This window comes from Sedimentibacter sp. MB31-C6, from assembly GCF_035934735.1.
Classification (GTDB): Bacteria; Bacillota; Clostridia; order Tissierellales; family Sedimentibacteraceae; genus Sedimentibacter.
The window spans coordinates 493,634-514,562 of sequence record NZ_CP142396.1 but is presented as its reverse complement, the minus strand read 5'-3'; the positions used below and the strand labels follow the sequence as shown (position 1 = coordinate 514,562).

The following is a 20,929-nucleotide window of genomic DNA, read 5'->3' as shown; positions in this document are numbered from 1 at the left end:
GGATTTGACATCTGCTTATGATTGTTGTATACTATACCTATAGGAGGTATTAGTATGTTTAATTTAGGAGATAAAGTAGTATACCCGATGCATGGAGCGGGTATTATTGAATCCATGGAAGTAAAAGAAATTTTAGGAGAAACAAAAAAATATTATGTTTTGAAAATGCCTATTGGTGAAATGAAACTTATGATACCAGTAGATAATGTAGATAATATTGGTTTGAGAAATATTATTGATGAAAAATCAGTTGAAGAAGTATTTGATATTTTAAAACAAAGAGCAGTTATAAATGATTCAAACTGGAATAAAAGATATCGTGATAATATGGAAAAAATGAAAACTGGTGATATATTTGCTGTTGCCCAGGTTGTAAGGGATTTAACTTATAGAGATAAAGAAAAGGGTTTATCAACAGGCGAAAAGAAAATGCTTATAAGCGCAAGACAAATGTTAATTAGTGAAGTAGCCCTTTCTACTAATAAAGATGGGGATGGAATTCAAGATTTTATAGATGAAATTATTAATGAAGAAGCCCTTGAGAGTTAAGGTTCATTTAATGATTATTATTTATAATGGAATAAATTATATAAAAAACTAAATAAAATAGCATTAATTGGGTATAATGTAAAGGAGGTGAGTATATGATTGACAAGCTAATAAAAGCTGTAATTACAATTATTGGGGTTTCCTTAGGCGCAGTTGTTGGTTTAATTTTAAATCAAAATGAATTTTTGCAATTTTCTACTTTTCAGAATACATTAATCATCGTTGGAATAAGTTTAGTTTTTGGAATAATATTTTATTTTCTTTCTACAAAAATAAAAAGGTTTGGTCTTAATATTGTTGGTGCTTTTGAAAATGAATTATTGAAGTTTTCTACAACAGACATAATGTGGGGCGCAGTTGGATTAATAGTTGGTTTCATAATTGCATTTCTTATAAGTCAGCCATTATCTTCAATTAGATATGTTGGAACAATTGTTTCTATATTGTTATATTTAATTTTTGGATATTTGGGAATTAAAATAGCAACAAGAAAAAAAGACGATGTAATATGGCCAAATATAAACCTTAGAAAGTCACAAACAACCAAGAGCAAACAAGATAAAAGTTCAAGAAAAGAAATTGTTTCACCTAAAATTCTAGATACAAGCGTAATAATTGATGGTAGAATTTCTGATATTTGTAAAACTGGATTTGTCGAAGGAACTTTAGTAATACCAGAATTTGTACTTAAGGAATTAAGACATATAGCAGATTCTTCTGACAGTTTGAAAAGAAATAGAGGAAGAAGAGGACTTGATATATTAAATATTCTTCAAAAAGATGATAGTATAAATGTTTTTATTGAGTCTAGAGATTATGGAGATAACATAGAGGTTGATATTAAGCTATTAAAGTTAGCACAAGACCTTGGAGGCAAAGTATTAACTAATGATTTTAACTTAAACAAAGTAGCAGAATTTCAAGGAGTTGAAGTTTTAAATATCAATGAATTGGCTAATGCAGTTAAACCTGTTGTGTTACCAGGTGAAGAAATGACAGTAACTATAGTTAAAGATGGTAAGGAATCTGGTCAAGGTTTGGCATACTTAGATGACGGTACTATGATAGTTATTGAAGGTGGTAAAAAATGTATTGGAGATTCTGTTTCAGTAACCGTTACAAGCGTACTTCAAACAGCAGCAGGTAGAATGATTTTTGCTAAATTAAAAAACATAATAAATAAAGCAGTTTAAAAATAATAAATAATGCAATAATAAATAGTGCTCAATGAGCACTTTTTTATTATATAGGAAAGTTCTCCTTTCCTATATAATAAAAAACGAGGATTGCAAAGGACGGAACGTCCTTGCCGTTAAGGAGGGTGCTCAGTAAAAATGCTTTAATAAAGCATTTTTACGCCGAAGGGGGACATAGGTCCCCCTAGCGGGTGTTGCGAAGCAACTCTTTTTATTTAGGATAATTTTATATGTAAAGGATAAAATAAGATTTAAATGAAAATTATAAGAGGTAAAATATGATTATTGTACTTTTAAGAGCTACAATACTGTATGGGATGCTTTTGATTTCAATGAGAATAATGGGGAAGGGGGATCTTGGAGAATTACAGCCCTTTGATCTAGTTGTTTCTTTGATGCTTGCAGAATTGGCTGTAATGCCTGTTGAGGATTTAGGAGCGCCCTTATCCCATGGTTTAACGGCAATTGCAGCTATTATGTTTTTACAATGTTTAATTTCCTATATTTCATTAAAAAATAATACTGCCCGAAAAATAATATGTGGAAGGCCTTCTATATTAATAGATCATGGCAAGTTTAATATTAAAGAAATGAATAAATTAAGAGTTAATACTAATGATATATTAGGTCAAATGCGTTTAAAAGGTTTTTATAATGTAGAAGATATTGATTATTTGATTATGGAAACTAATGGGGAAGTAAGTATAATAGGACCTGTTGAAAAGCCAGATATAAGATGTAATAGAATACCAATTGCAGTAATAATAGATGGTAAAATAATGTATGATAATTTAAATCAATTTAATATTAAAGAAGAAGATGTTAGAAAAAAGTTAAAACAAAAAGGATTGAAATTAAAACAGGTTATTTATGGTTTTGTAGATGAAGATGATAAATACATTTTTTATAAAAGGTAGGCTTTGTAATGAGAATGGTTGTTATTTCATTAATATTTTTATTAATAATGATAGGTATTTGGGCATGGTTTCACTTTGCTTATATAGAACCCACAACAGATTACTATTTTGAAGAATTTAATTATTTATCTGAAACTATAAAAAAGGGAGATTGGGATAAAGCAAAATCAGATATTGAATTGTATAATAAAAAGTGGGAGGAAATGAGAGGGATTTGGATTTATTTTTTAAATCAAGATGATATTGATAATGTAGATATCTCAATGAAGAAACTAGATATATATATAAAGAATTATGATAAAACAATGGCTCAAGCAGAGCTTGAGCACCTAAGAATTCTATTTAATATTATAAAAGATAATGAATGTTTAACTTTAGATAATATTTTTTAATCTACTTAACTATATTAGTTAATGTTCCAATATTTTCAATAATACAATCTATTTTATCACCTTGCTTAAGGTACTTTGGAGGATTGAATCCTGCACCAACTCCAGCTGGTGTACCAGTGAGGATTATGTCTCCAGGGTATAACGTAATACCGGACGTTATATCATTTATAATAGTAGGTATGTCAAAAATTAAGGAATCAGTATTGCTATTTTGTCTCAGTTCTCCATTTATATAGCTCTTTATTTCTAGTTTTGGAGGAAAGGATATTTTATTTTTATGTACAATATATGGTCCTAATGAGCTAAATGTATCAAAAGATTTTCCTTTATGCCATTGAACATGTTCAGTTTGTATATTTCTTGCAGATACATCATTACCTATTGTATATCCAAAAATATACTTTTCTGCATTTTCCTTAGATACATTTTTGCACTTTTTACTGATTATTACTGCAAGTTCAACTTCATAGTCTAGTTCTTTTACTATATCAGAATGAGAATCGATATAGTCCATATGACCTACTGCCGGATAGGCGATTTTACTAAAATATATTGGTTTACTTGGAATATCAGATGATACATTTTTTAAGCTTTTAACCTCATTAATATGATCCAAATAATTTTTACCTAGACATATTATATTTCTTTTAGGGAAAGGTATAGGAGCCATTATTTTAATTTTATTTAAATCTATTAAATCTTTACATTGATGAACAGTATTTTCGAAATCTTTAATGTTTAATTGATTAAAAGTTTCGATTAAATGTATCATATTGGTAGGAATTTCACATTTTAAATTTGAAAAAACTGATTGAACAGGTATAACACAAGTATGGTCTTTGTTTAATAATCCAATTGATTCAGTACCTTTATAGATATAAGTTAAAAAATACATAAAATCCTCCTTCGTATGTTTCTTTTAATATAGTATAATTTCTATTTTTTTGCAATACTTAATTCCAGTTATATTGCGGTGCAATGGCTATTATGCTATAATATAGGCAGTTACTGGAATTAATTTAATAGAGTAGAGGTGTAAAATGAGTAGATTATTACTAAATGAATTACATAAAGATATACTCCAAAGATTAACACATAAAGATTTTTTAAAACGTATAAAGATTTCTGAAGAAAAAATACAATCATTTATTATTAATAAGAAATTTGTAAATAACTTGCGTATATTTATAAATAGCAAGGAATCTATCTGTAAGGATGTGTTAAATCTAACCTCAGATATTTTTAACAGTTTATGTGCCGAACAACCAAAAGATTGGTTATTTTACATATTTCAACATACATTACACTTATCTTTTCCAGATGCCGTTACAATAAGATTAAATCCTAAATATGAAAATGCAGTTCAAATTTATTTAGAAATATTGAGAACTATAGTTATACACGAGAAAAAAAGCCGAAATTTTGATAAATTTTCACAATTCCAATTTTTATCTGAAGATGAGATAAAAGAACTTACAAATCCAGAGGAATATTTAACTTTTATTGAAACCTATAATAAAAAGTATATATATGAACTTATGATGATAGATGCTGAAGTAAATGGTTACAACACTTTAAATCATGTTGCTGCAGTTCATTATGTAGCAATGCATATTGGTAGACAACTTCATAAGGTGGGAAGTCATGTTAATTTAGGGTTAGTATCTGGAGCAGCTGCTGGACATGATATAGGAAAATATGGGTGCAAAGGTTTGGAAAAAACAAGAGTAGCATACTTACATTATTATTATACAGACCAGTGGCTAATGAAAAATAACATGCCAAGTCTTGCATTGATAGCAGCTAATCATTCAACATGGGATTTAGAACTGGAAAATTTGCCATTAGAAACTTTGATTTTAATATATGCAGATTTTAGAGTTAAAAATAAAACTACAAAGCATGGAATAGAAATGAATATATATGATTTAAATGACTCATTTCAAATTATTCTTGATAAATTAGATAATGTTGATGAAGCTAAAGAAAAAAGATATATTAGAGTTTATTCTAAACTTAAAGACTTTGAAAATTACCTTATTTTTAAAGGGATAAACATAGATTTTAGTTCAAATGAACCTAATCCTAATGGCAAATCTGATTATGCTCTTGTTGATGGATATGAGGTTATTGATAGTTTTAGATATATGGCAATTGAACATAATACATCTTTAATGAGTAAATTAAATAATGATGTTTCCTTTGCCAATATTATTGAAGCTGCAAGAAGTGAAAAGAATTGGAAGAATGTAAGGTCATATCTTAACATTATCGAAGAATACTCTACTTACTTATCTCAAAAACAAAAATTATTTACATTAAACTTTTTATATGAATTGTTGATAAACAGGGAAGGGGATATTCGTCGCCAAGCTGCAAGTATAATGGGTAAAATTATAATATCTTTTGATGTTGATTTTAAAAAGGAATTACCTGAAGATGTAAAGTTGTCATTTAATGAGGAAATAAATAGCTTAGATTTATGGGATAAATACTTGGGATTATTTTTAAAACCTGACCATAAGGTAACGGATCAACATAAAGAATGGATTGGTTACTCATTGAGAATCTTTGTTGATTCGCTATTAACTAATTGTATTGGTAAAGATAAAAAATGTTATTTAGATATTTTGTTTAATTATTTTAACAACAAAGAAAATGATTATATAGCTACTCTTAATTTATTAAATAGTTTGCTTAGTGTACCTATGAAAGATTGCGAGTCTGTTCAAGTTGGCAAACTAATGAATTTCGCTTTAAAGGAAATAGATAATCCTGCTGAAGATGTAAGACTTATGTCAGTACAGTTTTTGTATTGTTTAGTTAAACAAAAAGATGATGTAGCTATTTCCTTTAACCCAATTAGAGAATTTATAAATAATGTTTCTGAATCAGATGATTTATGTATAAATTTTTTAAAGGGGAAAATAGGACAAAAATTAAATATGTCAGAAGAAATTAAACTTAAATATAACAATTTAATTAATGGAAATATAAATAAGACATCAGAATTGTTTTTAAACAATTTAAAAGCTGCTACGCCTTGGAATTTTAAGACAATAAGCATTGATTTTATTATAGATAATATAACTGATAAAAATAAAGTTACTTTACTTCAAACTGCGACACATTTAACTAATTTAGTAAAAGTAAGTGCAAAGGAGTCTGTAAGGAATAAAGCAGGAAATGCACTTGTAGAAATAGGGTCTTTATTAACAAATGACCAAAGAAATGAAATATCTTTAGAATTGCTTAAAGGTTTAGAAATTGATGAGCTGCAGTATGCAAAATATATTCCTGAATATTTAGGTCGCTTTGTAATGCTTTTACATCCGAAAGAGTTAAATGAGTTTATTATTGATTTAAAAAATATTTACAAGGGCTCGAATGAAAGAGCAAGTGCTTTAGCTATTGATACTTTTGGTATTATGATTCAGTATTATCCAGAGTATGAAGGTAAATTTGAAGAAACTGAAAAAGATTATAATAAGAGATTAGTAAAGGTGTTAGGGATAATATTAAGCGGACTAGCTAATTATAATATTCAAGTTAAATTAGAGACATTTTTGGTCATAGGGCAATATATTTTTAACTCAAAGAAATTGGATTTAAAACAAAAAAATAAAATTTTCATGGGTATTTCCAAGAAACTCTTGACATTAATTAATGAAAAAGAATTAAGTGATTTGTTTTTCTTTAACAATTCAGCTTCCTTTAATCATATTTATAGATTTATTAGTGATTATGCATTTTTTTATGGAGAATTTGAAATTATGGAACATAAAAATATAGCATATTTCCCTGGAACATTTGACCCTTTTTCCTTAAGTCATAAGGGTATTGTTACTGAAATCAGAAATTTAGGATTTATAGTATACTTGGCAGTAGATGAATTTTCATGGTCTAAAAGAGTTCAGCCAAGAATGATTAGAAGACAAATTATTAATATGTCAATTGCAGATGAACTTGATGTTTATTTGTTTCCAGACAATATACCTGTTAACTTATCAAGTTCAGAAGATTTAAAAAAGCTGAAAGCTTTATTCCCTAATAATAATATTTTTATGGTTGCTGGTAGTGATGTAATATTAAATGCATCTGCCTATAAAGCAAGACCTACTAAAAATTCCATTCACAGCTTTAATCATATAGTATTCAAAAGGGCATTAGATGATTTATCAGTAAACTATATTAAGAAAGCAGAAGAAACTAAAAATAAAATTAAAGGTAATGTTGTTGAGTTACAGCTACCAGTTTATTTAGAGGATATAAGTTCAACACAAATTAGAGATCATATTGATAATAATAGAGATATTACCAATTTGATTGATCCTTTAGCGCAAAGTTTCATTTATGAAAGAAACTTATATATTAGAGAACCTCAGTATAAAAGCGTGTTAAAGTCAAGACCATTTAATATAGAAATAATAGATGACCTAAGTAAAAGTATTGTAGATGAAATAGGACATTATATTTTTATGCATACAAATCTTTATGAAAATATAGGAGAGGAACTTATTTCTAAAAATATAAAACTCTTAGTAATTAGGGATAGTAGAAATTCTAATAAATTATTAGGTTTTACGGCATTCCATAAGATAAGTTCATCAAAAGTTTATTCAGAGTTTAAAAGTCAATATATTGCTGACTATGTAAGAGAAAAAACAGCTGGACGAATTATAGTTTTAGATGGTATTTTTGTAAATCCAAGTAAGATTTATGATTATATGGAGCAAGTTTTACTTACTGAAACTTTAGCTTATTGTTTACAAAATGATTTTACATACGCCTTATACTATAATAATATGTCTAATTTAAGTTCAGATGAAGTAATAGAAACTTTAGAACTTCAAGGTTTTCAAAAAATTATTGAAAATGATTCCAAAAAAACAGTCTATGCAGTAGATATGAAGTTCCCAATATGCCTTACTTTAGATCTTAAAAGCTTTATTAAGGAGCCTTTTAATACTAATGATAATATTCATGAAGCTATTATTAAAGCTAGAAAAGATTTACAGATGTCATTAACTGAGCTATATCCTGGAAGTTTAGTACTAACCTTTGATAATGATATGATAAATCAAACATTAATAGATAAAATTTCAAGTATGAATAATATTAATGATGATATGTTGGAAAATCCGAAAATATTAGGGGAATATATGTGTGTTCCATTTGGTAATATATTAAAGGGGACAGTAATACCTAATACAGTAACTAAATCACTACATACAGAAAAGGTATATAGTACTGACACGAAAAAATTTAAAATAAATGAATACCCTTTTTATTCTCCTATAGATAATCAAGTTAAAACTATCAAATCTTTCAATAGACCTGTTATATTAGTAGATGATATACTTCATAAAGGTTATAGAATTAAGGAAATTGATCCTATTCTAAAAAAACATGATATAAAAGTTGAAAAAATTATTGTTGGAATAATGTCCGGCAGAGGTAAGGATCTAATGGATATACAAGAAAGAGATATAGACAGTGCTTATTTTATACCTAATTTAAGGTTATGGTTCAACGAGAATCTCATGTATCCATTTTTAGGAGGAGATGGCATTGATTCAGATTTGGAGAATACTCTTAATTTAATACCATCATTAAACCTCATATTACCATATTACGCCCCAATGTTCATTAGAGGGACTTCAAAGGAAGCTATTTATAATTTATCAATGGTATGCCTTGAAAATGCTAAAAATATATTACTTGCTTTGGAATCAGAATATCAGAATATTTATGAAAAAAATCTCACTGTAAAAAGACTTGGCGAAGTTCTAGTATCACCAAGGTTACCGTATTTAGGTAAAAATATATATTATGATTTTAATACAGAAGCCTCTAGTTATATGAATGTAAGTATAGAAAATTTAAGTAAACTTGAAAGGATAATAAAATAATGTTTTATTATAAATATAAAGATAAATATTTATTATCACTAAAAGATAAATATTCCATGGAAAAAGCAAATGAAAGTGAAGTATTTAGCAACTGTAATGAGATTTATTTCTTGACTAAGTTAGGAAAAAATAAATCGAAAAGAACATTTGCTGTTACTCATGAGTCAGATTTATTAATAGATGAAGAAAATTTAGAAGTTCTTAAGTTGAAAGATATAAATTTAGATATACCTAAAGATATAAAAATACTTATAAAAGAGAAGAAAATTAAAGCAGTTAACACTGAATTCGATGATTTTGAGAAGTCGTTTTTTGTAGGAGAAAAGAGAAAAAAAAGGATTAACATATTAGCTTTAGGTGATGTAGGAAGCACTTTACTTATTGGACTTAAATTATTAGGAGGAAATTGCATTGAATCAATAGGCATATTTGACAGAAGTTCAGATAAAATTAAAAGATGGGAATACGAAATGAATCAAACATGTCTACCTATAGACTATGAAGTATTACCACTTGTACATGGAATTAAAAAAGATGAATTGTTTGATTGTGATATGTTCGTTTTTTGTGCTTCAAAAGGTGTTCCACCAGTTGGCTCGGAAATTTCAGATGTTAGGATGGTTCAATTCGAAGAAAATTCCAAGCTTATTAAAGAATATGCCGTCATGGCTGCTGAGAGTAACTTTAAGGGTATATTTTCTGTTGTATCAGATCCAGTTGATTTGTTATGTAATTCAGTATTAATGGCAAGTAAAGGTAAATTGGCACCTGAACAAATTAAAGGATATGGATTAGGGGTTATGAATGCTAGGGCAGCTTATTATGCTAGAAGTAATAATAAATATTCTCAATATTTGTTAGAGGGGAGGGCATATGGACCTCATGGTAATGAATTAGTAATAGCTGATAGTATAACTAATTATAATGATATAATATCTAAAGAGCTGACAAAACTCACAGTTGAGGCAAATCTTAAAGTCAGAAAAACAGGTTTTAAACCATTTGTAGCTCCAGCTTTATCATCAGGGGCTATATCAATTATATCTACATTGGAGGGAAAGTGGCACTACAGTTCTAATTATATAGGTGGTGTTTATATGGGATCTAAAAATAGAAATTTGCCAATTGGGCTAGAAATTGAAAAAATTAATATGCCTGAAGAATTGTATAACAGGATTGAAAAGACATATAATAGTCAATTGAAAATGCAGAATAATTGTTATTAGTTCTACTTAGTTTTTATAATTTTAAAAGAAGGGGCTTTTGATGGAAAATTTAACTGTATTGATGCCAGGGGAAGTGTCAGAACGACTTCATAATATGCTACTGTTTGCGCTAGAAGGATATGAATATGATTTAATTAAAACTAGTAATGAAATAGTAAATTTAAAAAACAAGAAAATTTTATTTGTAGTGGAATTAGGTGAATCGGGAATAAATATTGAACTATACAGATTTTTAGAAAAAATAATAAAGTCAGGGGATAACTTTATGGAAAACTCTGTAGGTTCAGTAATCGTTAATGTCAAAAATGAATTATATTCTAGAGATATTGGACGAAAAATAATTTTTCATGCAAATAATGCTGGATGCATTTTTCCTGGCAGACCATTGTCTGAAGCAACAGGCTCTCTGAAAAATTACAATACATATAAAAAAATACATGATATGAGCTTATATGAAATTTGTTTGCAAGATTGCAAAAAAACTGTTAATGCCCTTATGAATTATAATGTTAAAAAAATTAGAAATCCTAATATACTTACATTACATTCAAGCAATTATACAACATCTAATACTTTACTTTTGTGGAAAATGGTTAAAGATAATTTGAAGGATTATAATATAAATGAAATACATATAGAAAATGGTTCTATTCATGATTGTAAAGCATGTTCATATAAGGCATGTAAGCATTATTCAGAAAGTACAAATTGTTTTTATGGTGGGATTATGGTAGAAGAAATATATCCTGCTATAATTGACTGTGACATACTTATTATGTTGTGTCCTAACTATAATGACGCAATAAGTGCAAATATGTCAGCTGCTATAAATAGATTGACTGCCTTATTTAGAAAGGTTAAATTTTATGACAAGTATATATTTTCTATTATAGTATCAGGTCATAGTGGAAGTGATATATTGGCACAACAATTAATAAGTGCCTTAAATATTAATAAAACTTTCATGTTACCACCTAAATTTGCTTTAATGGAAACTGCAAATGATATTGGTGAAATAAAGGGAGTCGACAATATAAAAGAAAAAGCAGCAGAGTTCGCAAAAAACATAAGAAAATGTATTGAAGAATAATTTTGAATAAAAATAGTCGGGATGACTGGATTCGAACCAGCGACCCCAAGTCCCCCAGACTTGTACGCTAACCAAGCTGCGCTACATCCCGATATAGAAATTATAAATGATAAATAAAGTTCTGTAAAGAGTAAAAATTTTTAAAAATATAAATTTCACCTTGCATTTTATATACTATTCTGATAAAGTTGAAATATCCTATAATTTGGATAAAATAAGAATAAGGAAGTATAAAATATGAGTGAAGATAAAGATTTATGTGGTTGTGAATGTGGAGACGACGGATGTGATTGTGGTCATGATCATGATGGAGAAGAAATCATTACTCTGACTTTAGAAGACGGAACTGATATTGAATGCGCAGTTATTTCTGTATTTCAAGTAGAAGAAAAGGATTATATAGCTTTACTACCTTTAGATAATATAGAAGAGGGAGAAGTATTCCTTTATGGATTTAAGGAATATGATGATGGTAGTATTGATTTAATAAGCATAGAATCTGATGAGGAATATGATGCAGTAACAAAAGCATTTGATGTAATTCTGGATGAAGCAGAGCTTGACGAATTATTTGATGAAGACGAAGGGTAATATAAAGAGGACAGTTTGTAACTGTCTTTTTTATTTAATATAAAGCTAATATATGTTTATATGTTTGTATTTTAATTATATACAATTATTTAAAATAGTTGACATTGTATGGATATTATGATAATCTATCAAGAATAATTTAAATCGTTCGTAGAACTGATAATACAAAGGAAAAGGAGATTTCTAAATGGCAAAAATAATACATGAGCCTTCCAGAACTTTTGGAGAGTATTTACTATTACCAAATCTAACTACTAAAGAATGTGTAGTTGAAAATGTAGATTTAAGCACACCAATAACAAGATTCAAAAAAGGTGAAACACCTGATTTGAAACTTAACATTCCATTCTCATCAGCTATAATGCAATCAGTTTCAGATAATAATTTAGCCATTGCATTAGCAAAGAACGGTGGAATTTCATTTATATATGGTTCTCAGTCAATTGAAAGTGAAGCAGATATGGTTAGAAAGGTTAAAAAATATAAAGCTGGATTTGTAATCAGTGATTCGAATTTAACTCCAGAGCATACTCTTAAGGATGTACTTGAGATAAAGGAGAAAACTGGCCATTCCACAATGGCTATTACTGAGGATGGTACTGCTACAGGTAAACTCTTAGGCGTTGTAACAGGAAGGGACTATAGAACTACTAGAGACCCTCTTGATAAGAAGGTCAAGGATTTCATGACAAAGGCAGATTCTCTTAAAGTTGGAAAAGAAGGAATTACATTAACTGAAGCAAATAATATTATTTGGGAACATAAATTGAATTCTGTACCGATTGTAGATGATGAATTTAATTTAGTTTATATGGTTTTTAGAAAAGATTATTCTGAAGATAAGGAAAATCCAAGATCATTATTAGATAAACAAAAAAGTTACGTAGTAGGAGCAGGAATTAATTCAAGAGATTATAAGGAAAGGGTCCCAGCATTAGTTGAAGCAGGAGCAGATATTTTGTGTATTGATTCATCTGAAGGATTTAGTGAATGGCAGGCTGAAACAATCAAATGGATTAAACAAGAATATAATGGGAAGGTTAAAGTAGGAGCTGGAAATGTAGTAGAAAGAGAAGGATTTAGATATTTGGCAGATGCTGGTGCTGATTTTGTGAAAATAGGAATTGGTGGTGGTTCTATTTGTATTACCAGGGAACAAAAAGGTATAGGTAGAGGTCAAGCTTCATCTGTATTAGATGTTTCAGCTGCACGAAATGAATATTTTGAGGAAACAGGCATATATGTACCAATTTGTTCTGATGGAGGCATTGTACAAGATTATCATGTGACTTTAGCATTAGCTATGGGAGCAGATTTTGTTATGCTTGGTAGATATTTTGCTGGTTTTGATGAAAGTCCAACTGCGAAAATTAGATATGGCAATGGATTCGTTAAGGAATATTGGGGAGAAGGATCTAACAGAGCAAGAAATTGGACTAGATATGATTTAGGTGGTAAAGCAGGACTCCAATTTGAAGAAGGTGTAGATTCGTATGTACCTTATGCTGGTAAACTTGATGATGGTTTAGGAACAACTCTTCATAAAATTAAGTCAACTATGTGTAATTGTGGAGCAATATCAATTAAAGATCTTCAGGAAAAAGGTAGACTAGTTTTAGTTTCTTCAACTAGTATATCAGAAGGTTCAGCACATGATGTAATTTTGAAAAATCAATAAGTTAAGAAAGTATATTTAAACCACAGTTGTACTTAAAGAACTGTGGTTTTTTGCTGTAGCTTTATAGTTTTAAAAAACTGTCCCTTTTTTTTATGCTTGAAAGAGGGTATATTAATATCATAATTATATGAGGAGAAAAATAAATGAGGATTATACCGAAAGTTGCTGCAATTCATGATATGTCAGGCGTTGGCAGATGCTCCATGACAGTGATACTACCAATTATGTCAGCGTTAGGGTGTCAAGTATGTCCTTTGCCTACTGCGATTCTTAGTAATCATTCAGAATATAAAGAATTTTATTTCTATGATTTTACTGAGCATATGAAAAAATATTATAATGCCTGGGAAAAAAACAATGAAACATTTGATTGCGTTTATAGTGGATTCATAGGTTCAGAGAAACAAATCAATATAATGATGGATATAATTGAAAATGTTAAATTAAAAAATGATGCTCTTATAGTTGTTGACCCTGTAATGGGAGACCATGGTTTAACTTATAAAACCTATACAGAAAATATGATAAATAAAATGAATCAACTTGTACGTAAAGCAGATATAATAACACCAAATTTAACAGAAGCAAGTATTTTGCTTAAAAAGAGATACTGTAATGAACATATGAGCATTGAAAATCTCAAATTATATTTAAAAAAACTAGGTGATATGGGGCCTAGAATAATTGTTATAACTGGTGTAACTACAGAAGAAGGCGAGCATATTAACGTTTGTTTTGATAAAAAAAGTAATGAATTTTGGAAAATTCCATTTGATTATGTTGAAACCAGATATCCAGGAACAGGAGACTTGTTTACAGCACTATTTGTTGGGTACTTGTTTAATGATAAAAAATTACCAGAAGCTTTAGAAAAGTCTTCAAGATTTGTATCTAACGCTGTATTAGTTACACATAAAGCTCAAACTTCTAGTTCAGAGGGAGTATTATTTGAAAAAGTAATAAAAAATCTATACGAAGAAGTAGAAAATTATAAATATACAAAAATATAAAAAAAGTTCCATTATAAGGACTGATGAGTATATTATAGAAAAAGTGGTATATTTTTTTAATAATTGTAAATAATATGAATATTTACTAGAAATATTTACTTTAAAAGGATTGGAAATAGTAATAAAATGTGTAAAAGCTTATTAAATATTAAATATTTAGAAAAAAACTTGCAAATTTTGTAAATATGATATATAATACGCTTTGTGCAAATTTTATGTGTTTGCTTAAGGATTGCCAATAATGTATAGTTTTTCATAACTATGCAAAAAGTAAATTTTTCCAGTAAAAAATTTATACCTTTAAATAACTTTAAAGGTAATCTATTTTAGATATATTATTGAAGGTTGGTGGTAGAATGAAAATAAATAAAATATACCCATTTTTAATTGTTTCAATATTGATAATGAGCTTTATTGTAACTTATGATATTAATGAAAATAGTTATAAAAATTACACATATGGTAGCACTATAAAAAAAGTTGATTCTGTTGAATCCCCAATAAAAGAAGTGAAATATGAAATTCAACATAGTGGTGTAGAACATGATACAAAGATAGTATACAATGAGAATCAATTTACTGACTATGAAGAAGTAGTTCAAAAGGGTTCTGATGGTATGAAAAAATCTGTTTATCAAGAACTTTATGAAGATGGTGAATTAATATCTAAATCTTTAGAAGAAGAATTTGTTTTTAAGGAACCAGTAGATGAAGTAATTGAGATAGGAACAAAAGAATTTGAAGTTGCAACATCTCGTGGTGGATTTAGATTTACTAATGAATTAGATATGGTTGCTACAGCTTATGATTTATCCTATGAAAGTACAAATAAATATCCTGGAGATCCCTATTATGGGATTACAGCATCTGGCACAAAAGCTCAGCCAGGTACAGTTGCAGTAGATCCAAGTGTAATACCTCTTGGAACGAAGCTATACATAGCTTCAATAGATGGCAGTCCTGACTACGGTTATGCAACAGCTCTTGATACAGGAGGAGCAATAAAGGGTAACAGGATAGACCTGTTTATGGAAAGTGGAACAGATGCTTTAAATTTTGGAATTAGACAAGTTAAAGTCTATATTTTAGAATAAAATATCCATAAGTCAAAAATAAAAATTGCCTTTTGAGGCAATTTTTATTTTTAATTTAATTAAATAATTTTAATAATTATATGCAAAATGCAAAAAATGGTGTATATTGTAATAGGAATTAAAAGCTAATGTGAATTATTAACGGAGGTTATTATGAAGAAACCAATATTCATTGGAATATCTGGAGGAAGCGGTTCGGGCAAAACAACAATAGTTAATAGAATATTTTCAGAAGTTCCTGAAAAAAGTGTAGCCATAATTGAACATGATGCTTACTATAAAGATCAAAGTGATTTAACATATGAAGAAAGGTGCAAAACTAATTATGATCATCCCTTTGCATTTGATACTGATTTATTTGTAGAACATATAAATAAATTGAAAAAGGGAGAGCCTATTTATAAACCTATCTATGATTATGAGGTACATAACCGAAAAATAGATACTATTACTGTAGAGCCAAAAGAGATTATAATAGTAGAAGGATTGCTAGTTTTTTATGAAGAAAAAATTAGAGAATTGCTTGATATAAAAATTTATGTTGATACAGATTCAGATATACGTATTTTAAGAAGGATAATTAGGGATATGAATGATAGAGCGAGGAGTTTGGATTCTATAATAACTCAATATATGAATACAGTTAGACCTGCTCATGAACAGTTTATTGAACCTAGTAAAAAATATGCAGATATTATTGTAACTGAAGGTGGAAATAATTTAGTTGCCGTAGATTTAATGGTAACAAAAATAAAATCACTGTTGAAGATGAATCAACAAAACTCTTTAATAAATAAAAAGGAGAATATTTAATTGATTAAGGAAATAATAGTAGTTGAAGGTAAATCTGATATATCAGCAGTTAAAAGAGCTGTTGAAGCTGAAGTAATTTCAACTAGTGGTTTAGGAATAAATGATAATATAATTAACTTAATTAAAAAAGCATCTAAAAACAGAGGTATTATAATATTAACTGATCCAGATTACCCAGGGAAAAAAATTAGAAATATATTATCTTCAGAGATAGAGAATTGCAAGCATGCATTTATTCCGAGAGATAAAGCTAATAAAAATGGTAATATAGGTGTAGAAAATGCTTCTCCAGAAGAAATTAGAATAGCTTTAAAAAATGCAAAAGCAGAATTTTCAGATAACAGACAGGAATTTACTATTAAAGACTTGGTATATTATAATATTATTGGAAATGACAATGCTTCTAAATTAAGGGGGAAACTTGGAGACGAATTGGGAATAGGATATTGTAGTGCAAAACAATTTTTGAAAAGATTAAATTCTTTTGGAATAACCAGAGAAGAATTAGAAAAAGCAATTAATAGCATATATGAAATAAAGGAATAGATTGATAATGGATGAAAAAAAACTATATTCACCTAAAGTAATGAAGGATATTCTTGAAAAGAATGGTTTTAAATTCAGCAAAAGACTTGGACAAAATTTTCTTATTGATGGAAATATAATTAGTAAAATAGTGGAAGCAGCAGGTGTAGATGAAAAGTCTGGAGTAATAGAAATAGGACCTGGTTTTGGTACACTGACTCAGGGTCTTTGTAAAAAAGCAAAAAAAGTTGTTGCAATAGAAATTGATAAAAGCTTGAAACAAGTTCATAAGGAAACTCTTAATTATGATAATATTAAAATAATATATGAAGACTTTATGAAAATAGATGTAGATAAGCTTATCGAAGAGGAATTTGAGGGGTTAGATGTAAAAATAGTTGCAAATCTTCCTTATTATATAACAACACCAATTATAATGAAAATATTAGAGGAAAAATATAAAATATCAAAAATAGTTGTTATGGTTCAAAAGGAAGTTGCTCAAAGGTTAAATGCTCAACCTGGCACTAAAGAATATGGTGCAATTACTCTTGCTGTACAATATAGGGCTGATACAAATGTATCTATGATTGTTCCTAATACTGTTTTTATGCCTAGGCCAAAGGTTGATTCAGCAGTAATTTCTTTAGATGTTTTAAAAGAGCCAAGGATAGTGGTTGAAGATGAAAAAGTACTCTTTAAAGTAATAAAAGGATCATTTGGGCAAAGAAGAAAAACATTACTGAACGGCTTAAGTAATAATTTACATTTACCTAAAGAGTTAGTTAAAGAAGTGTTAGATAAAGTAAATATTAGTCCAAGTATAAGAGGAGAAACATTAACATTAAAAGAGTTTGGAAATATATCAAATGAAATGATAAATGTTTTAGATGATGAAAACATGGTATAATTATATATATAATGATTAGGGAGGATTTCTATGAAAATATATACTAAAACAGGTGATAAAGGTAAAACATCTCTATATGATGGTACTAAAATTGATAAAGATTCTCTTAGAGTAGAATCTTATGGTACAGTTGATGAATTGAATTCAGTTATAGGGTTTGCATCTAAGTTTGTAGAAGATGATGACATTAGTAGTAAGTTATTAAAAATACAAAAGCGCTTATTCTTTGTAGCAGGAGAGTTGGCAACTGTTGAAGAAGGAAAATTCAAATTTAAAGTTAGAGAAGAAGATATTGAAGGACTTGAAAGAATAATAGATGAATATTTACCTAAAATAAGTGGTTTTGATAAGTTTATTGTTCCTGGGACATCTAGGGCATCTGCAGCGCTTCATGTTTCTAGAACTATATGCAGGAGAGCAGAGCGTAGAATTCTAAGTCTTAAAAAAGAAGAAGAAGTAAGTGATATTCTAATTAAATTTGTAAATAGATTATCTGATGTATTATATACTTTCGCAAGATATTTAGAAACTGACTTAACAATAATGGACTTTGAAAGTTCGTATAATGAAAAAATATAAATGAATAAACAAAAGAACCTCATTAGCAGTTGAGGTTCTTTTTATTGATAAACCATGTTTATTACTGATTATTAGTTTCTTTAATTTTTTTGTTATAGTAAATATATAAAATTGCACTTAGTGATGATTGCATGAATATTGATATAACAATTATTAACGCTAAAACTATATAATTTATTTCTGTTAGAAAAATTATTATTAGTACAATTATCAACAATAATGAAACAATTAAATTAGCTTTTGATGATGCTTTGTGAGCTACTTTGTTTTCTCTTACTTTATCAACTTTAATATTCTTTTTTCTTTTATCATCTAAATATTTCTTTAAAATAATATCATTAGTAATAGATTTAGAAGCACCGCCTAGAATTATTATTGATATTAGTATAATGATACCAGGAATCCATCTTTTTTCAGCATTTTGTAACATTCCAAGACCAACTAATAATAAAAGAAAGCCTGTTAGAAAAAAAACTATGCCTACTGATTTTTTATTTTTCATTTTCTTTTCCTTCTGTTTATTTAGTAGATACATTATATATTAAATTACTTAAATTTTCAACGTTATAATTGATTTTTAACAAAATAAGTAAGAAAAAGTTAATAAATTTGTCAATTATATATTCTTTACAAAAATTTTTTTTATGGTATCATATGAATGATACAAGCTATGGAGGAAAAAAATTGAAGCATTTTATAAAAGTCTTCTTTACATCCCTTATTTGTTTTTTAATAGTTATTATGGGAGGCATATATTTATTTAATGAACTATATAATACGGGAAATGCGGAAGCAACAGATATTATTAATAATATAACAGGAAAAGATGATAATAAAAGGATAAATGTATTATTATTAGGATTAGAACATGAACGTTCAGATACTATAATGATAGCTAGTTATGATGTGAAAAATAAGTCGGCAGATATTATATCAATCCCTAGAGATACATATGTGGACAGAGATGGTTTTGTTAATAGCGCAAATAACAAAATTAATTCAGTTTATACTGTAAAAGGAATTGAAGGACTAGAAAAAATGATAAAAAGCATAACTGGGATTAAGATAGATAAATATGTAACTATAGATTATGATGGAGTAAGGGCAGCCGTTGATGCAGTTGATGGTGTTGAGGTTGATGTACCATTTCATATGAGATATACAGATCCATATTCTGACCCACCTTTGGATATTAATATACCTGCAGGTAATCAAACAATATATGGCGATACTGCGATGGAATTTTTGAGATTTAGAAAAACTAATTATTCTGGTTATAGTGGCTATCCAGAAGGAGATATAGGTAGAATACAGGCTCAACAAAATTTTGTAAAATCTGCAATTAAAAAATCTTTAAGCTTTAAATTACCAAAAGTTGTAAGTGATGTTTATCCATATGTTAATACAGATTTTTCCTTGTCGGAGGTAACATCTTTAGCTGTCAATAGTCTAGGAATTTCTTCAGAAAATATAACTTTTCATATATTGCCAGGAGATACTCAAACAAAAAATGGACTTTCGTTTTATATAATGGATTTTGAAGGCACAAAAGATTTAGTTTATCAGATATTAGAAATTCAATAAAAAACGCCTCAGAGGAGGCGCTTTTTATAGTATTGTAACATTAGTATATACTGCGTTCTTTAGAAGTGTTTTTGTTAATGAGCATTTGTTCACCCATGCGAACCATTTCTCTAACGCTTAAACCATTCACTAAAGCAGGATACATATTTGATGTCATACCATTTAATGTCGGAATGCCTAAATCTTGGGCAATTTCCATCTTTAAATCATTTATAGCCTGCTGTGCTTCAGGTATTACTAATTTATTTCTGCTACTCATACTGTACAGCTCCTTTCATATATTGAAGCTATACAATTATTATATTCTTAATTTTGAAAAATAAACAAATTAAAATTTGTAAAAATATATATTTTTTTCAATTTAAAAATTCTATTATTTTATATTGATATAGTAGTAAAACGGATTACCTAGGACAATTAGATGTAGTTTCTAGAAGCTGACGAAGTAGATAATATATATATTCTAGATTACATTCACAGTCGTTACGTCTGCGTCTTCTTCTATTGAATTGTGCGTTTCCAGCTGGACTTACCTGACCGCAAAAATCATCATCAGAATCTCTTCTAACATTACCATAACCTTCTGCAAATTCACCATTTGATTCTACAAAGCTAGCTGTAAAATTTCCACATCGTCCAGTTCCACTTATACATCCAGGTCCTCTTAATGCTATTCTTTGTATACCCCTTACGCTGTCTCTATCGTGCCTTCTACCAGTTTCACCTAATACGTCATTTCCATTACACCTTCTACCAGTTTCACCTAATACATCATAATCATTACATCTTCTACCTGTTGTACCCATAACATTATTCGATCTATTATAACTCATATTAACACCCTATTTATATAATTTAGAGCC

General features: G+C 28.3%; 19 protein-coding genes, 1 tRNA gene and 1 pseudogene. 16 read left to right on the top strand and 5 right to left on the bottom strand.

Translation table 11 applies throughout. The annotated features are described in order from the left end of the window. Positions 1–54 precede the first annotated feature (54 nt). The 4 genes from U8307_RS02650 (at position 55) to U8307_RS02635 (ending at position 3,054) form a co-directional block, all read left to right on the top strand. Positions 55–549, top strand: coding sequence for a CarD family transcriptional regulator (locus U8307_RS02650; protein ID WP_326909982.1), 495 nt, complete (start codon positions 55–57; stop codon positions 547–549). A 95-nt stretch (positions 550–644) separates the two neighbouring features. Further along, complete coding sequence (locus tag U8307_RS02645) at positions 645–1,742, top strand: PIN/TRAM domain-containing protein (protein ID WP_326909980.1); 1,098 nt, start codon at positions 645–647, stop codon at positions 1,740–1,742. 281 nt (positions 1,743–2,023) lie between these two features. Then, positions 2,024–2,662 (top strand): DUF421 domain-containing protein, encoded by a 639-nt coding sequence (locus tag U8307_RS02640; protein ID WP_326909978.1) that lies wholly within the window; start codon positions 2,024–2,026, stop codon positions 2,660–2,662. Between the two features lie 8 nt (positions 2,663–2,670). Next, positions 2,671–3,054 carry a DUF4363 family protein gene (locus U8307_RS02635; protein ID WP_326909977.1) on the top strand — a complete coding sequence of 128 codons (384 nt, stop codon included), beginning with the start codon at positions 2,671–2,673 and terminating at the stop codon, positions 3,052–3,054. Position 3,055: 1 nt separating this feature from the next. On the opposite strand, the gene U8307_RS02630 is transcribed toward U8307_RS02635, so the two are convergent. Next, positions 3,056–3,949, bottom strand: a complete 894-nt coding sequence (locus U8307_RS02630) for a fumarylacetoacetate hydrolase family protein (protein WP_326909975.1) — start codon at positions 3,947–3,949, stop codon at positions 3,056–3,058. Positions 3,950–4,094: 145 nt separating this feature from the next. Here U8307_RS02630 and U8307_RS02625 point away from each other — a divergent pair, with 145 nt between their 5' ends. The 3 genes from U8307_RS02625 to U8307_RS02615 are packed head-to-tail and all read left to right on the top strand — an operon-like array spanning position 4,095 to position 11,282. Beyond that, on the top strand, positions 4,095–8,966 hold the full coding sequence (locus U8307_RS02625; RefSeq protein ID WP_326909973.1) for a cytidyltransferase: 4,872 nt from the start codon (positions 4,095–4,097) through the stop codon (positions 8,964–8,966). Then, positions 8,966–10,192: a lactate dehydrogenase gene (locus tag U8307_RS02620; RefSeq protein WP_326909971.1), complete on the top strand. Its 1,227-nt coding sequence runs from the start codon at positions 8,966–8,968 to the stop codon at positions 10,190–10,192. Before U8307_RS02625 ends, U8307_RS02620 begins: the two co-directional genes overlap by 1 nt. A gap of 40 nt (positions 10,193–10,232) precedes the next feature. After that, positions 10,233–11,282 carry a flavodoxin family protein gene (locus U8307_RS02615; RefSeq protein WP_326909969.1) on the top strand — a complete coding sequence of 350 codons (1,050 nt, stop codon included), beginning with the start codon at positions 10,233–10,235 and terminating at the stop codon, positions 11,280–11,282. A 16-nt stretch (positions 11,283–11,298) separates the two neighbouring features. Here the strand turns inward: U8307_RS02615 and U8307_RS02610 are convergent. After that, positions 11,299–11,373, bottom strand: a tRNA-Pro gene (locus tag U8307_RS02610). 146 nt (positions 11,374–11,519) lie between these two features. Here U8307_RS02610 and U8307_RS02605 point away from each other — a divergent pair. From U8307_RS02605 to U8307_RS02570, 8 genes and pseudogenes are all read left to right on the top strand, one after another. Next, a complete protein-coding gene (locus U8307_RS02605; RefSeq protein ID WP_326909967.1) occupies positions 11,520–11,873 on the top strand; it encodes a DUF1292 domain-containing protein in 354 nt (117 codons plus the stop codon). A 187-nt stretch (positions 11,874–12,060) separates the two neighbouring features. After that, positions 12,061–13,551: an IMP dehydrogenase gene (locus U8307_RS02600; protein WP_326909966.1), complete on the top strand. Its 1,491-nt coding sequence runs from the start codon at positions 12,061–12,063 to the stop codon at positions 13,549–13,551. Between the two features lie 143 nt (positions 13,552–13,694). Continuing rightward, on the top strand, positions 13,695–14,561 hold the full coding sequence (locus U8307_RS02595; RefSeq protein ID WP_326909964.1) for a pyridoxamine kinase: 867 nt from the start codon (positions 13,695–13,697) through the stop codon (positions 14,559–14,561). 356 nt (positions 14,562–14,917) lie between these two features. Beyond that, the gene (locus tag U8307_RS02590; RefSeq protein ID WP_326909962.1) at positions 14,918–15,655 is read left to right on the top strand and encodes a G5 and 3D domain-containing protein; all 738 of its coding nucleotides are present in this window, start codon (positions 14,918–14,920) and stop codon (positions 15,653–15,655) included. Positions 15,656–15,802: 147 nt separating this feature from the next. Next, positions 15,803–16,468: pseudogene (udk, locus tag U8307_RS02585) on the top strand (uridine kinase); the annotation flags it as partial. Beyond that, entirely contained in the window at positions 16,469–17,014 is a 546-nt protein-coding gene (rnmV, locus tag U8307_RS02580; RefSeq protein WP_326909960.1) for a ribonuclease M5, read from the top strand. Between the two features lie 7 nt (positions 17,015–17,021). After that, the gene (gene rsmA, locus U8307_RS02575; RefSeq protein ID WP_326909957.1) at positions 17,022–17,903 is read left to right on the top strand and encodes a 16S rRNA (adenine(1518)-N(6)/adenine(1519)-N(6))-dimethyltransferase RsmA; all 882 of its coding nucleotides are present in this window, start codon (positions 17,022–17,024) and stop codon (positions 17,901–17,903) included. Between the two features lie 30 nt (positions 17,904–17,933). Next, positions 17,934–18,482 carry a cob(I)yrinic acid a,c-diamide adenosyltransferase gene (locus U8307_RS02570; RefSeq protein ID WP_326909955.1) on the top strand — a complete coding sequence of 183 codons (549 nt, stop codon included), beginning with the start codon at positions 17,934–17,936 and terminating at the stop codon, positions 18,480–18,482. A 61-nt stretch (positions 18,483–18,543) separates the two neighbouring features. Here the strand turns inward: U8307_RS02570 and U8307_RS02565 are convergent, their stop codons facing one another. After that, positions 18,544–18,984 (bottom strand): hypothetical protein, encoded by a 441-nt coding sequence (locus U8307_RS02565; protein WP_326909953.1) that lies wholly within the window; start codon positions 18,982–18,984, stop codon positions 18,544–18,546. 182 nt (positions 18,985–19,166) lie between these two features. On the opposite strand from U8307_RS02565, the gene U8307_RS02560 reads away from it, so the two are divergent. Beyond that, positions 19,167–20,066, top strand: a complete 900-nt coding sequence (locus U8307_RS02560) for an LCP family protein (protein ID WP_326909950.1) — start codon at positions 19,167–19,169, stop codon at positions 20,064–20,066. A 40-nt stretch (positions 20,067–20,106) separates the two neighbouring features. On the opposite strand, the gene U8307_RS02555 is transcribed toward U8307_RS02560, so the two are convergent. Continuing rightward, positions 20,107–20,325, bottom strand: a complete 219-nt coding sequence (locus U8307_RS02555) for a small, acid-soluble spore protein, alpha/beta type (RefSeq protein ID WP_326909948.1) — start codon at positions 20,323–20,325, stop codon at positions 20,107–20,109. Between the two features lie 145 nt (positions 20,326–20,470). Then, positions 20,471–20,899: a hypothetical protein gene (locus tag U8307_RS02550; RefSeq protein WP_326909946.1), complete on the bottom strand. Its 429-nt coding sequence runs from the start codon at positions 20,897–20,899 to the stop codon at positions 20,471–20,473. Positions 20,900–20,929 lie beyond the last annotated feature (30 nt).

Coding starts and splice junctions, on each gene's coding strand:
- U8307_RS02605 (WP_326909967.1), top strand. CDS start 11,520: ATGAGTGAAGATAAAGATTTATGTGGTTGTGAATGTGGAGACGACGGA.
- U8307_RS02650 (WP_326909982.1), top strand. CDS start 55: ATGTTTAATTTAGGAGATAAAGTAGTATACCCGATGCATGGAGCGGGT.
- rsmA (WP_326909957.1), top strand. CDS start 17,022: ATGGATGAAAAAAAACTATATTCACCTAAAGTAATGAAGGATATTCTT.
- U8307_RS02630 (WP_326909975.1), bottom strand. CDS start 3,949: ATGTATTTTTTAACTTATATCTATAAAGGTACTGAATCAATTGGATTA.
- U8307_RS02640 (WP_326909978.1), top strand. CDS start 2,024: ATGATTATTGTACTTTTAAGAGCTACAATACTGTATGGGATGCTTTTG.
- U8307_RS02600 (WP_326909966.1), top strand. CDS start 12,061: ATGGCAAAAATAATACATGAGCCTTCCAGAACTTTTGGAGAGTATTTA.
- U8307_RS02570 (WP_326909955.1), top strand. CDS start 17,934: ATGAAAATATATACTAAAACAGGTGATAAAGGTAAAACATCTCTATAT.
- U8307_RS02565 (WP_326909953.1), bottom strand. CDS start 18,984: ATGAAAAATAAAAAATCAGTAGGCATAGTTTTTTTTCTAACAGGCTTT.
- U8307_RS02615 (WP_326909969.1), top strand. CDS start 10,233: ATGGAAAATTTAACTGTATTGATGCCAGGGGAAGTGTCAGAACGACTT.
- U8307_RS02645 (WP_326909980.1), top strand. CDS start 645: ATGATTGACAAGCTAATAAAAGCTGTAATTACAATTATTGGGGTTTCC.
- U8307_RS02555 (WP_326909948.1), bottom strand. CDS start 20,325: ATGAGTAGCAGAAATAAATTAGTAATACCTGAAGCACAGCAGGCTATA.
- U8307_RS02590 (WP_326909962.1), top strand. CDS start 14,918: ATGAAAATAAATAAAATATACCCATTTTTAATTGTTTCAATATTGATA.
- U8307_RS02620 (WP_326909971.1), top strand. CDS start 8,966: ATGTTTTATTATAAATATAAAGATAAATATTTATTATCACTAAAAGAT.
- U8307_RS02625 (WP_326909973.1), top strand. CDS start 4,095: ATGAGTAGATTATTACTAAATGAATTACATAAAGATATACTCCAAAGA.
- U8307_RS02550 (WP_326909946.1), bottom strand. CDS start 20,899: ATGAGTTATAATAGATCGAATAATGTTATGGGTACAACAGGTAGAAGA.
- U8307_RS02595 (WP_326909964.1), top strand. CDS start 13,695: ATGAGGATTATACCGAAAGTTGCTGCAATTCATGATATGTCAGGCGTT.
- U8307_RS02635 (WP_326909977.1), top strand. CDS start 2,671: ATGAGAATGGTTGTTATTTCATTAATATTTTTATTAATAATGATAGGT.